The following is an 11,932-nucleotide window of genomic DNA, read 5'->3' as shown; positions in this document are numbered from 1 at the left end:
GGCCCGCGCGGCACATCCCCTAGGGTCATGCACATGCCCCGCAGTGACCTTCCGCCGCCGCCTCCGCCGCCGCACCTGCGCGCCTGGGTCGACGAGTCCGCGGTGCGGGTGGACCGCGGCCGGTACCTGGCCGAGTTGAGCGGGGTGGTGCTCGGCTACGGGCGCCTGTTGCTGCTGTGGCTGGTGGCGGCGGTGTTCGTGTTGGGGTGGGGGTGTCTGGCCCTGGCCTGGCCCGCGTTCGAGCGGGGCGGGGTCTCGGAGACGGTGGTCGGGGTGGTGTTCACACTGCTCGGCGTGGGGGTGCTGGTGCCGGCCTCGTTGTGGTTGCGGTGGGGCGCGCGGCGGGACCGGCAGGCGCGCCGGTTGTTGGCGCAGTGGGCCGAGGCGGAGACCGGGCCGGACGGGACCGGGCCGGCGGTGGACCCGGCGCTGCGGGACCCGGTGCGCGGCGCGGTGTGGCTGGCGACCTCGGCGCTGTGGTGCGCGATCGGGCTGAGCGTGACCTTCGTGGCGGCGGGCACGGCCCGGCCGGGGCAGGCCACGTATGGGGAGGTCGGGTTCTGGATCGGCCTGGGGCTGATCCTGTGGGTGACGGGTCTGACCGGATTGGGCAAGGCGGTGGCGCACCACCGCTGGGCGGCCCGGCTCGCCCGCGCGGGCGGCCCGGCCGCCGGGGCCGGGGTCACGGCGTCGGTGCCGGCGCCCCGATCAGCACCGTCGGGGCCCCCGCCACCCGCGTGAGGAACACGGTCGCGGAGTTCGGGCCCTGGGGTTTGACCTTGCGGCGCAGTTCCTCGGGCTCGATCGCGGAGCCGCGCTTCTTGACGGTGAGGATCCCGACCCCGCGTTCGCGCAGCAGGGCCTTCAGCTTCTTCAGGCTGAACGGCATGGTGTCGGTGATCTCGTAGGCGGTGGCCCACGGGGTGGCGACGGGCTCGGGGGTGTCGCCGGTGACGTACGCGATCGTCGGGTCGATCAGCCGGCCGTCGACGGCGCGGGCGACCTCGGCGACGAGGTGGGCGCGGATGACGGCGCCGTCGGGTTCGTAGAGCCAGCGGCCGACGGGGCCGACCTCGGGGGCGGCGGGGGGTTCGGTGACGACGAGGGCGTCCCCGGCGGGCAGCAGGGTGGCGCGGACGGCGCCGGGGGTGGTGCCGAACCAGAGCACGGCCTCCTTGACCTCGCCCCGGTCGGAGATCCACTCGGCCTCGGCCTCGGCGGGCACGGCCTCGTGCGGGATGCCGGGGGCGATCTTGATCGCGGCGTGCCGGGCGGCGCGGGCGGTCTCCACGGCCCAGGACAGCGGCGGGGAGTACGCCTCGGGGTCGAAGGTGCGGCCCCGGCCGCCGCGCCGGGCGGGGTCGAGGAAGACGGCGTCCCAGCCGCCGGTGTCCACGTCGGTGACGTCGGCCTCGCGGACCTCGATCAGCGCGTCGAGGCCGAGGTCCTCGGCGTTGGCGCGGGCCACGGCGGCCGTGAGCGGGTCGCGGTCCACGGCGAGCACGCGGACGCCGGCGCGGGCGAGCGCGATCGCGTCGCCGCCGATGCCGCAGCACAGGTCGGCCACGGAGCGGACGCCGAGGGCGGCGAGGCGTTCGGCGCGGTGGCGGGCGACGGTGGCGCGGGTGGCCATCTCGACGCCGGCCGGGGTGAACCACATCCGGTGCGCGTCCGCCACGCCGAACTTGGGCTCGGCGCGCCGGCGCAGGGCGGCCTGGCCCAGGGCGGCGGAGACCAGGGCGGTGGGGTGCTCGCGGCGCAGCCGGGTCGCGACGGCGAGGTCGTCGGCGGGTCGGTGGTCGCGCAGGGAGTCCAGCAGGGCGCGGCCGGTGTCGGTGCGCAGGGCGGCGAACGCGGCGAGGGGGTCGTTCCCGGCGGGGGCGTGCGCGGTGTCGGCGGCGGTGTCGGGGTGGGTCACCGTCCCATTGTCGGCGGCTCCGGGGGTGCGGCGCGCCCGGCCCGGTGCGGGGCGGGTGTGCGCCATGGGGGTGGTCGTCGGCGTGGCGGGGCGCATGGCGTCGGCGTGGCGCCGGATCGCGTTGTCAGGATCCAGCCATGCAGCTTGTACGACAAAAGGAAGAAATGGGCCGTGCGCGCGCCCGCCGCCGTGCCGCCCTCGCGCTCGGCGCCCTCCTGGTCGCCTCCCTCGGCACCGCCTGCTCCGCCGACGCGGACCGCCCCGCCGAGCGGCAACCCAAGGGCGCGGCCGGCGCCGCGCCCGTCCTGGACAAGGCTGCCCAGGCCCGCCAGGCCCGCGCCGCCCTCGTCGCCGCCACCAAGAAGTGGGGCCTGGCCAAGGTGCCCCTCACCGCCCCGGCCGCGCCCAGGCAGAAGGCGGAGATCACCACCCGCGAGGGCTTCGAGGTCGAGGGCGGCGAGAGCCTGCCCCCCGTCTTCACCACCGTCCCCACCGAGGACAAGGTCGTCTTCCTCACCATCGACGACGGCGCCGAGAAGGACCCCCAGTTCATCGAGATGATGAAGGAGCTGAAGATCCCCTACACGGCGTTCCTCAGCGACTACGTCGTCAAGGACGACTACCCGTACTTCAAGCGCATGCAGCAGGCCGGCGTCGGCATCAACAACCACACCCTCAACCACCGGTACATGCCGGCCCTCTCCTACGAGAAGCAGCGCGAGGAGATCTGCGGCCAGCAGGAGACCATCCAGCGCGTCTTCGGCAAGCGCCCCACCCTGTTCCGCCCGCCCTACGGCAACTACAACCAGGACACCCTGCGCGCCGCCGCCTCCTGCGGGATCAAGCACGCCCCGCTCTGGAACGCCGAGGTCTTCCCCGACAAGATGGACTGGCGCGAATGGGACCGCGACCTGCACCCCGGCGACATCGTCCTGACCCACTTCCGGGGCCGGGAGGACTGGAAGGGATCCATGCCTGACATGATCCGTCAGTTCATGAAGACCGTCACGGACAAGGGATACGCCGTGGCCCGCCTGGAGGACTATCTCTGATGCGCTCGCGCCGGCCCCGGACCCCGCGTCCCTCCCGACCCCGCGCCCTCGCGGCCGGCGCGCTCGCCCTCGCCGTCGCCGTCCTCGCCGGCGGCTGCTCCCGCACCACCGAGCCGGTGGAACGCCTGGGCCGGCAGGCCCTCGGCCCCGGCTCGGCCTCCCCGAGCGCCCCGCCGGCCGCCCGGCCCTCCCCGTCCGGCCCGGCCGCCGCCGACGCGGACGCGTACCGCCGCTGGGGCTTGGCCGCCCCGCCGCGCTTCGCGCCCGCGCCCGCCGTCAAACCCCCGCTGCCCGCCCCGGCCGCCCCCGACCAGGTGCCGGTCGTGGACCGAATACCCGTGCCCGACGGGCGCAGAATCGTTTTCCTGACCTTCGACGACGGAGCCGAGAAGGACCCCGCCTTCCTCCGCATGGCGGCCGACCTGAAACTGCCGATCAGCATGTTCCTCACGGACAGCGTGGCCGGCTCGGACTACGGCTGGTTCCGCGCGCTGCGCGACCAGGGCCACGGCAGCGTCGTCAACAACCACACCCTGACCCACCCCAACCTGCGCACCCTGGGGGCCGAGGCCCAGAAGCGCGAGATCTGCGGGCAGCAGGACCGCCTCGCCGCCGCCTTCGGCACCCGCCCCGCGCTCTTCCGCCCGCCCTACGGCAACCACAACGCCGACACCCTCCGCGCCGCCAAGGGCTGCGGACTGCGCGCCGCAGTGCTGTGGCGGGCCTCCATGCAGATCCACGACCTCCAGTACGCCGAGGGCAAGGGCCTGCGCCCCGGCGACATCGTCCTCGCCCACTTCCGCGGCCCCGCCGAGCTCAAGGGCGAGACCGAGGTGGAGATGACCCGCGAACTCCTGCGCCGGATCCAGGAGCAGGGCTACGAGATCGGCCGGCTCGAAGACTGGATGTGACGCGCGCGAAGGGCCCCGGACGCGAGCACGCTCGACGTCCGGGGCCCTTCGCGATCCGGGGCGGGGCCGGTCAGCGACCCGGGGTGATCATGGTGGGGGATGCGTCCAACGCCCCCATCGGACCCGGCTCCAGCGGATCCAGCGGGGTCGTCGCGTCCGCCTCCCGCAGGCGCTCCGCGCTGTCGCTGATCCGCAACAGCAACGCGATCATGATCCAGTTCGCCAGCAGGGACGAACCGCCCTTCGCGAGGAACGGCAGCGCCTTGCCGGTCAACGGGATCAAGCCGGTCACCCCGCCCGCGACCACGAACACCTGCAGGGCCAGCGCCGCCGAGAGCCCCACCGCCAACAGCTTGCCGAAGGGGTCACGGGCGCCCAGCGCCATCCGCAGCCCGCGCTGCACGAGCAGCGCGTACAGCAGCACGACCACCATCACCCCGGCCAGGCCCAACTCCTCGCCGACCGTGGTCAGGATGAAGTCCGAGCGGCCCGCGAACTTGATCAGTTCCGGCTGCCCCTGCCCGAGCCCCGTCCCGGTCAACCCGCCGGTGCCGAAGCTGAACAGGGCCTGCGCGAGCTGATCCGTGCCGGTGCCCTTGGTGTAGTACGCCATCGGATCCAGCCACGCGTCCACGCGGCCCTTCACGTGCGGCTCGCTGGACCCGACCACGAACGCGCCCACCGCCGCCATCAGCAGACCGCACACGATCCAGCTCGTGCGCGCGGTGGCCACGTACAGCATCACGACGAACACGCCGAAGAAGATCAGCGAGGTGCCCAGGTCCCGTTCGAAGACCAGCACCAGCATCGAGACCACCCACACGGTCACGATCGGCCCCAGCTGCTTCATCGGGGGCAGCCGGATCCCCAGGAACTTCCGGCCGGTCAGCGCCAGCGAGTCCCGGTGGATCATCAGGTAGCCCGCGAAGAAGATCGCGATCATGATCTTCACGAACTCGCCCGGCTGCACCGAGATGCCCGGCAACTGGATCCAGCGCTTGGCGCCGTAGGTGTCCGCGCCGAAGAACGCCGGCGCGATCAGCAGCACCAGGGCCACGACCATCGTGATGTAGATGAACCGCTGGAGCAGCCGGTGGTCCCGCAGCACCATCAGCGTGATCACGCACGCGGCCACGCCCACCACGGTCCACATCATCTGCCCCGGGGCGTTCGCCTCGGAGTTGTAGCGCTCGATGTACGCCTGGTCCAGGCGGAACAGCAGCACCAGGCCCAGCCCCGACAACAGCAGGGCCAGCGGCAGGATCAGCGGGTCGGCGTAGGCCGCGAACCGGCGCACGGCCAGATGCCCCACCAGGGCCAGCAGGGTCATGCTGACCGCGAAGCTGCCGATGTTCCCCGGCAGCTCGTCGTTCATCGCCAGACCCGCGCAGGCCACGCCCGCGACGCTGATGAGCACGACGAACAACAACAGCCACGCCTCGGTGCGCCGCCGCGCACGCGCCGAGGCGCCCACCACGCTCAGTCCGCGCACCGGGAACCACCGGGGGTCGACGATGCGGAGGCGGAACGGGTGGGAAGGTCGAGGGCCGGGGTCGGCGCGGGTCCGACCGGGGCTGCCGGGGCGAACGGGAACGCGTCGGTCCCGCGGCCCGCCCGTCCGGCTGTGCGGCGCTTTGTCTTCATATCGTCTTTGACGATACGCCCGTGACCATGGTTCCTGGCCCGGACGCCGATGGGAAGAGTCACACCGCCCCGGCCCGCCCGCACCGGGCGCCCCGGCCCCGTGTGGACGGCCCGCGGACGGGTACTGATCAGCCCGGGCCGTTCGCCCCGCCCCCGTCCCGCGCGGTGGTCCCGACCCCGCCGGCCACCCCGCGAGGGTGCTGAATTGGCACTCCGCTTGACCGAGTGCTAATCACCGGAATAGTCTCGGCCCTGGCACTCGCCCCTGGTGAGTGCCAATTGCGACGGGCAGGTCCGGCACCCGCGACGACGGGCCGGCTGGTTCGCACCCCAGACAGTTAACCCCGCGAGATCTCCGAAGGGGGAGGTCGGATCGTGACGACCGCCAGCTCCAAGGTTGCCATCAAGCCGCTTGAGGACCGCATTGTGGTCCAGCCGCTCGACGCCGAGCAGACCACGGCCTCCGGCCTGGTCATCCCGGACACCGCGAAGGAGAAGCCCCAGGAGGGCGTCGTCCTCGCCGTGGGCCCGGGCCGCTTCGAGGACGGCCAGCGTCTGCCGCTCGACGTGAACGTCGGCGACATCGTGCTGTACAGCAAGTACGGCGGCACCGAGGTCAAGTACAGCGGCGAGGAATACCTCGTCCTCTCGGCCCGCGACGTGCTCGCGATCGTCGAGAAGTAAGACCCGGCACCACCAAGGCATCACCCCGGCGTGCGCGGCCGGTCCGGAACCCCGGGCCGTCGTCCGTCGGCGGTCGCGCCCCTCATCTCCCCGCTCACGCCGGGCGGCGAGGGGCGCGACGTGTTTACACCCCGGAATTTTCGAGAGGGCTGAACCGCTTCCATGGCGAAGATCCTGAAGTTCGACGAGGACGCCCGTCGCGCCCTTGAGCGCGGCGTCAACAAGCTGGCCGACACGGTCAAGGTCACGATCGGCCCCAAGGGCCGCAACGTGGTCATCGACAAGAAGTTCGGCGCGCCGACCATCACCAACGACGGCGTCACCATCGCCCGTGAGGTCGAGCTCGACGACCCGTACGAGAACCTCGGCGCCCAGCTCGTCAAGGAGGTGGCGACCAAGACCAACGACATCGCGGGTGACGGCACCACCACCGCGACCGTCCTGGCCCAGGCGCTCGTCCGCGAGGGTCTGCGCAACGTCGCCGCCGGCGCCTCCCCGGCCTCCCTGAAGAAGGGCATCGACGCCGCGGTCAAGGCGATCTCCGAGGACCTCCTCGCGACCGCCCGCCCGATCGAGGACAAGGCCGACATCGCCGCCGTCGCCGCGCTCTCCGCGCAGGACAAGCAGGTCGGCGAGCTCATCGCCGAGGCGATGGACAAGGTCGGCAAGGACGGTGTCATCACCGTCGAGGAGTCCAACACCTTCGGCCTGGAGCTGGAGTTCACCGAGGGCATGGCCTTCGACAAGGGCTACCTCTCCCCGTACATGGTCTCCGACCAGGAGCGCATGGAGGCCGTCCTCGACGACCCCTACATCCTGATCAACCAGGGCAAGATCACGTCCATCCAGGACCTGCTGCCGCTGCTGGAGAAGGTCATCCAGGCGGGTGGCTCCAAGCCGCTGCTGATCATCGCCGAGGACGTCGAGGGCGAGGCCCTGTCGACCCTGGTCGTCAACAAGATCCGCGGCACCTTCAACGCGGTCGCCGTCAAGGCCCCCGGCTTCGGCGACCGTCGCAAGGCGATGCTCCAGGACATGGCCACCCTCACCGGTGCCACCGTCATCGCCGAGGAGGTCGGCCTCAAGCTCGACCAGGCCGGTCTCGACGTGCTGGGCTCCGCCCGCCGCGTGACCGTCTCCAAGGACGACACCACGATCGTGGACGGCGCCGGCTCCTCCGAGGACGTCCTCGGCCGCGTCAACCAGATCAAGGCCGAGATCGAGTCCACCGACTCCGACTGGGACCGCGAGAAGCTCCAGGAGCGCCTCGCGAAGCTCGCCGGCGGCGTGTGCGTCATCAAGGTCGGCGCCGCCACCGAGGTGGAGCTGAAGGAGAAGAAGCACCGTCTGGAGGACGCCATCTCCGCGACCCGCGCCGCGGTCGAGGAGGGCATCGTCTCCGGTGGCGGCTCCGCGCTCGTCCACGCCGCGAAGGTCCTGGAGGACAACCTCGGCAAGACCGGCGACGAGGCCACCGGTGTCGCGGTCGTCCGCCGCGCCGTCGTCGAGCCGCTGCGCTGGATCGCCGAGAACGCCGGCCTGGAGGGCTACGTCATCACCTCCAAGGTCGCCGAGCTCGACAAGGGCCAGGGCTTCAACGCCGCCACCGGCGAGTACGGCGACCTGGTCAAGGCCGGCGTCATCGACCCGGTCAAGGTCACCCGCTCCGCCCTGGAGAACGCCGCCTCCATCGCCTCCCTGCTCCTGACGACCGAGACCCTGGTCGTCGAGAAGCCGGCCGAGGACGAGGGCGACGCCGGCCACAGCCACGGCGGCCACGGCCACAGCCACTGAGGCACCGCCCCGCGAGGGGCACCCCGGCCCTCGGGCCGGCGCACACGGCGAGGCCCCGCCCGGTGAACACCGGGCGGGGCCTCCCGCACGTCCGGGGCCGGCCCGAGGGGGCCGCGCGGGAACGATTCGGCACGACGGGCCTCACACGGGCACGCGCCTCACCCCGGCACGGATCCCACGGGGCACGGACCCCACCCCGGCACGGGCCTCAGCGCGGCCCGTACTTGCGGCCCGCCTTCGAGGACACCCCGCCCAACAGCCCGCGCGGCGCCAGCTTCACCACGCCCATCAGCGCCTTGTACCGCGGATCGGGGATCGACACGGTCCGGCCGCGCGCCAGGTCCGTCAGCGCCTCCGCCACCAGCTTGTCCGCGTCCAGCCACATCCAGCCCGGGATGTTGTCCGTCCCCATCCCGGCCCGCTCGTGGAACTCGGTGCGCACGAACCCCGGGCACAGCGCCATCATCCGCACCCCCGACCCGGCCAGGTCCTTCGCCGCGCCCTGGGTGAACTGCACCACCCACGCCTTGCTCGCCCCGTACGTGCCGCGCGGCAGGAAGGCCGCGACCGAGGCCACGTTCACGATCCCGCCCCGGCCGCGCTCGCGCATCGACTCGGCCGCCGCCGTCGACAGCCGCAGCACGGCCTCCACGTGCACCTTCAGCATCGTCAGTTCGTCGGCCATCGGCACCTCCAGCCAGCGGCCCCGGTTGCCGAACCCGGCGTTGTTGACCAGCAGGTCCACGGGGTGGGTGCGGTCGGCGAGCCGGTGCTCCACCGCCGCGATGCCCTCCTCCGTCGAGAGGTCGGCGGTCAGCACCTCCACCTCGACCCCGTGCCGGTCGTGCAGTTCGGTGGCCTGCCGGTTCAGGCGCTCGGTGTCGCGGGCCACCAACACCAGATGCCGGCCCTGGGAGGCCAGCCGGCGCGCGAACGCGGCCCCGATGCCGGCGGTGGACCCGGTGATCAACGCAGTCGTCATGGGCCCCAACCTACGGCCGACCCCCGCCCGTCCACGAGCGGGGCGGCCCCCCGGTGCCCCCGGGCGGCGGCGCGCTCAGCCCCCGACCGGCCCGGCGCCGCGCGCGTCCCGCTTCGCGATCCACTCCCGCGCCTTCGCCGTCTCCGAGGGCCCCAGCGCCTCCCCGGCCGCCAGCACCTGCGGCAGCAGGGCCCGTTCGGTGGTCAGCGCGCGGAACAGCACGGCCACGGTCACCTCGTGCTCCGGACGGTGGATCACCTCGATCGCGTCCCCCGTCGAGACCGGACCCGGGGTGATCACCCGCAGGTAGGCACCCGGCCGCCCCTCCTGGGTGAACCGCTTCACCCATCCGCCCTCGTCCAGCGCGCCCTGGAAGGTGCGGCAGGGGATGCGGGCCGAGGCCACCTCCAGCACCAGCTCCCCGCCGACCCGCCAGCGCTCGCCGATCAGGGCGCCGTTCACGTCGAGGCCGACCGTCGTCAGGTTCTCCCCGAACAGGCCCGGCGCGAGCTCGCGCTCCAGCACCCCGCCCCACCAGTCGAGGTCCTCGCGCGCGTACGCGTACACGGCCTGGTGGTCGCCGCCGTGGTAGCGGCGGTCGCAGACGGTGTCGCCCTCGACCCCGCTGCCGCCCTCGCCCTTGGGCCCGGGCGCGGTCACCCGCAGCGGGCCGGGCACGGGGCGCTTGCCGATGGCGGTGACGCCGACGGAGGCGTCGGTGTACTCCCGGGCCTCGGGACGGCCGACGTTGAGCGAGACGAGGACGCCGGTCGGGCCGGCGGGGGTGTGAGTGGGCTCCATGGCACCACGCTATCCAAGGCAGGATCAAAGGCGCATGGGCATTAATGCCCCCTTGATGAAAGGGTGGCTTATGCTCGAAGGGTGATCGAAGCCCGCCACCTCCGCATCCTGCGCACCGTCGCCACCACCGGCTCCTTCTCCGCCGCCGCCCGCGAACTGGGCTGCACCCAGCCCGCCGTCTCCCAGCAGATGAAGGCCCTGGAGCAGTCGGCCGGCACCCCGCTGCTGATCCGCACCGGCCGCGAGATGCGGCTCACCCAGGCCGGCGAGGCCCTCGTGCGGCACGCGGCCGGGATCCTGGCCGGGCTGACGGCGGCCGAGGAGGAGGTCGCGGCCATCGCCGGGCTGCGCGCCGGCCGGGTCCGCCTGGTGTCCTTCCCCAGCGGCAGCTCCACCCTCGTGCCCACCGCCCTGGCGGCGCTGCGCGCCGCGCACCCCGGCACCCGGGTCTCGCTGGTGGAGGCCGAGCCGCCGCGCTCGGTGGAGATGCTCCGCGAGGGCGACTGCGACGTGGCCCTCGCCTTCCGCTACGTCGGCTCCTCCACCCCGGCCGAATGGGAGGACCTGGTGGTGCGCCCGCTGCTCACCGACCGGCTGGTGGGCTTGGTGCCACAGGGGCACGCGCTGGGCGAACGGGAACGCGTGGACCTCGCGGAACTGGCCGACCAGGCGTGGATCGCGGGCTGCCCGCGCTGCCGCCGGCACCTGGTGGAGGTCTGCGAGGGGGTCGGCTTCACCCCTCGGATCGACTTCGCCACCGACGACTACCCGGCCGTGGTCGGGCTGGTCGGCGCCGGGCTCGGGGTGGCGGTGCTGCCCGAGCTGGCGGTGGAGTCGGTGCGGGCCAAGGGGGTGCGCACGGTGGTGGTGGAGCCGGCGGTGGAGCGCGAGGTGGTCGCGCTGACCCTGCCGGACCTGGCCCGGGTGCCGGCGGTGGCGGAGACCCTGACCGAACTGGAACGGGCCGCGAACCGCTGAGTCGCTGAGCCGGGGGCCGGCCGGGCGCCGGGCGGGCTCGCGTGGGCCCCGCCCCGACCGTGCGCGGTGCGCGCGGGGTCGGGGCGGGGGAGCGGGGCTCGGGTCAGTCGCGGCGGCCGAGCCGGTTGGGGCTGCCGGCGAGCACGGGCCGGTTGGTGTGGGTGCCGACCGGGCGGCCGGTGCCGCCGCCGTGTCCGTGCGGTCGGGCGCCGGTCGGCGTGCCGTTCACGGTGCTCGCGTTCTGGTTCGGGTTCTGGTTGGGGTTCAGCGGGCCGGTGTCGGCGGCGGTGCCGTTGAGGGCGCTGCCGTGCGCGGCCGGGGTGTGGGCGCGCGCGGGGGTGCGGGCGCCGGCGGGCGGGGCGGGCTTCGGGGTGGGGGCGGTCGGGGTGGGCGGGGGCGTGCGCTTGGGCGGCGGGGTGGGCTTGGGGGCGGGCTTCGGCTGCGGGGCGCCGAGGGTGCCGGTGAGGTTGCCGAGCGCGCTCGTGGTGGCTCCGGTGGTGGCGGCGGTGACCGCGGCCGTGGCGGGGATGAGGCGGTGCCGGGCCCGGCCCATCAGCTCCTCGCGTTCGTCCTCCGTCAGTCCGCCCCACACGCCGTAGGGCTCGCGGACGGCCAGCGCGTGCGCCGCGCACTCGGCCCGGACGGGGCAGCGCATGCACACCTCCTTCGCCGAGGCTTCGCGCGCGCTCCGGGCCGCGCCCCGCTCACCTTCCGGGTGGAAGAAGAGGGAGCTGTCGACCCCGCGGCAGGCGGCCAGCAGCTGCCAGTCCCAGAGGTCGGCGTTCGGTCCGGGGAGGCGGGAGAAATCTGCCATGGGAAGTCCTCTTGGTGCCGGTACTGACGCGGATACGGTCCAAGTCTCCACAGCTGTGGTGTGACCAGCTGCAAATATGACTTATTCGGACCCTAGCGTCAGACACCCATCAAACGGAAGGAAAGCCGCCAAATAGGGCATAGCTCCAGATGGGGGACAGCTACCCGGCGGTGCGCGTGTCGTGATTGCCTCCTCACGTAGAGTGCCGAAGGTGTGCTCCCGCCCCGTAACTCTTTCGAGTGACCGTCGTTGAGAGTGCGAAGGCGGTTGAGAGCACCGGCGATCGGACAGGTGTCCGGTGGCATCGACCGCACAGGTGACGACACGTACCAGCCTGGAGGCTCAAGGTGACGC

Annotated in this window: 10 protein-coding genes and 1 pseudogene; 6 read left to right on the top strand and 5 right to left on the bottom strand. The window is 73.2% G+C overall.

The genetic code is table 11. The features are described from left to right. Positions 1-33 precede the first annotated feature (33 nt). Positions 34-741 carry a hypothetical protein gene (locus ACN20G_RS09125; RefSeq protein WP_424212240.1) on the top strand — a complete coding sequence of 236 codons (708 nt, stop codon included), beginning with the start codon at positions 34-36 and terminating at the stop codon, positions 739-741. On the opposite strand, the gene ACN20G_RS09120 is transcribed toward ACN20G_RS09125, so the two are convergent. Then, positions 683-1,984, bottom strand: coding sequence for a class I SAM-dependent methyltransferase (locus ACN20G_RS09120; RefSeq protein ID WP_424215439.1), 1,302 nt, complete (start codon positions 1,982-1,984; stop codon positions 683-685). The genes ACN20G_RS09125 and ACN20G_RS09120 overlap by 59 nt on opposite strands. Before the next feature lie 71 nt (positions 1,985-2,055). Between ACN20G_RS09120 and ACN20G_RS09115 the strand changes: the two genes are divergently transcribed. Both ACN20G_RS09115 and ACN20G_RS09110 read left to right on the top strand, forming a co-directional pair. Next, positions 2,056-2,970, top strand: coding sequence for a polysaccharide deacetylase family protein (locus ACN20G_RS09115; RefSeq protein WP_424212239.1), 915 nt, complete (start codon positions 2,056-2,058; stop codon positions 2,968-2,970). Beyond that, positions 2,970-3,881 (top strand): polysaccharide deacetylase family protein, encoded by a 912-nt coding sequence (locus tag ACN20G_RS09110; protein ID WP_424212238.1) that lies wholly within the window; start codon positions 2,970-2,972, stop codon positions 3,879-3,881. The genes ACN20G_RS09115 and ACN20G_RS09110 overlap by 1 nt, the downstream gene beginning before the upstream one ends. Before the next feature lie 70 nt (positions 3,882-3,951). Here ACN20G_RS09110 and ACN20G_RS09105 read toward each other — a convergent pair whose 3' ends face one another. Continuing rightward, positions 3,952-5,373 carry an FtsW/RodA/SpoVE family cell cycle protein gene (locus ACN20G_RS09105; protein ID WP_424212237.1) on the bottom strand — a complete coding sequence of 474 codons (1,422 nt, stop codon included), beginning with the start codon at positions 5,371-5,373 and terminating at the stop codon, positions 3,952-3,954. Between the two features lie 527 nt (positions 5,374-5,900). Between ACN20G_RS09105 and groES the strand changes: the two genes are divergently transcribed. Beyond that, on the top strand, positions 5,901-6,209 hold the full coding sequence (gene groES, locus ACN20G_RS09100; protein ID WP_007265952.1) for a co-chaperone GroES: 309 nt from the start codon (positions 5,901-5,903) through the stop codon (positions 6,207-6,209). Positions 6,210-6,371: 162 nt separating this feature from the next. Next, complete coding sequence (gene groL / locus ACN20G_RS09095) at positions 6,372-8,003, top strand: chaperonin GroEL (protein ID WP_424212236.1); 1,632 nt, start codon at positions 6,372-6,374, stop codon at positions 8,001-8,003. A gap of 208 nt (positions 8,004-8,211) precedes the next feature. Here groL and ACN20G_RS09090 read toward each other — a convergent pair whose 3' ends face one another. Both ACN20G_RS09090 and ACN20G_RS09085 read right to left on the bottom strand, forming a co-directional pair. Beyond that, the gene (locus ACN20G_RS09090; protein ID WP_424212235.1) at positions 8,212-8,985 is read right to left on the bottom strand and encodes an SDR family NAD(P)-dependent oxidoreductase; all 774 of its coding nucleotides are present in this window, start codon (positions 8,983-8,985) and stop codon (positions 8,212-8,214) included. A gap of 75 nt (positions 8,986-9,060) precedes the next feature. Next, complete coding sequence (locus tag ACN20G_RS09085; RefSeq protein WP_424212234.1) at positions 9,061-9,786, bottom strand: MOSC domain-containing protein; 726 nt, start codon at positions 9,784-9,786, stop codon at positions 9,061-9,063. A gap of 81 nt (positions 9,787-9,867) precedes the next feature. Here ACN20G_RS09085 and ACN20G_RS09080 point away from each other — a divergent pair, with 81 nt between their 5' ends. Further along, positions 9,868-10,764 carry a LysR family transcriptional regulator gene (locus ACN20G_RS09080; protein ID WP_424212233.1) on the top strand — a complete coding sequence of 299 codons (897 nt, stop codon included), beginning with the start codon at positions 9,868-9,870 and terminating at the stop codon, positions 10,762-10,764. A 511-nt stretch (positions 10,765-11,275) separates the two neighbouring features. Here the strand turns inward: ACN20G_RS09080 and ACN20G_RS09075 are convergent. Continuing rightward, positions 11,276-11,578, bottom strand: a pseudogene (locus tag ACN20G_RS09075) (WhiB family transcriptional regulator); the annotation flags it as partial. Between the last annotated feature and the right edge of the window lie 354 nt (positions 11,579-11,932).

The organism is Streptomyces dryopteridis (genome assembly GCF_049606955.1).
Lineage (GTDB): Bacteria > Actinomycetota > Actinomycetes > Streptomycetales > Streptomycetaceae > Streptomyces.
This window is presented reverse-complemented; position numbering and strand designations above follow the sequence as displayed.

What these genes read in the sequence shown, in the direction of transcription:
- ACN20G_RS09125 (WP_424212240.1), top strand. Translation starts at nt 34, where the DNA reads ATGCCCCGCAGTGACCTTCCGCCGCCGCCTCCGCCGCCGCACCTGCGC.
- ACN20G_RS09120 (WP_424215439.1), bottom strand. Translation starts at nt 1,984, where the DNA reads ATGGCGCACACCCGCCCCGCACCGGGCCGGGCGCGCCGCACCCCCGGA.
- ACN20G_RS09115 (WP_424212239.1), top strand. Translation starts at nt 2,056, where the DNA reads ATGCAGCTTGTACGACAAAAGGAAGAAATGGGCCGTGCGCGCGCCCGC.
- ACN20G_RS09110 (WP_424212238.1), top strand. Translation starts at nt 2,970, where the DNA reads ATGCGCTCGCGCCGGCCCCGGACCCCGCGTCCCTCCCGACCCCGCGCC.
- groL (WP_424212236.1), top strand. Translation starts at nt 6,372, where the DNA reads ATGGCGAAGATCCTGAAGTTCGACGAGGACGCCCGTCGCGCCCTTGAG.
- ACN20G_RS09090 (WP_424212235.1), bottom strand. Translation starts at nt 8,985, where the DNA reads ATGACGACTGCGTTGATCACCGGGTCCACCGCCGGCATCGGGGCCGCG.
- ACN20G_RS09085 (WP_424212234.1), bottom strand. Translation starts at nt 9,786, where the DNA reads ATGGAGCCCACTCACACCCCCGCCGGCCCGACCGGCGTCCTCGTCTCG.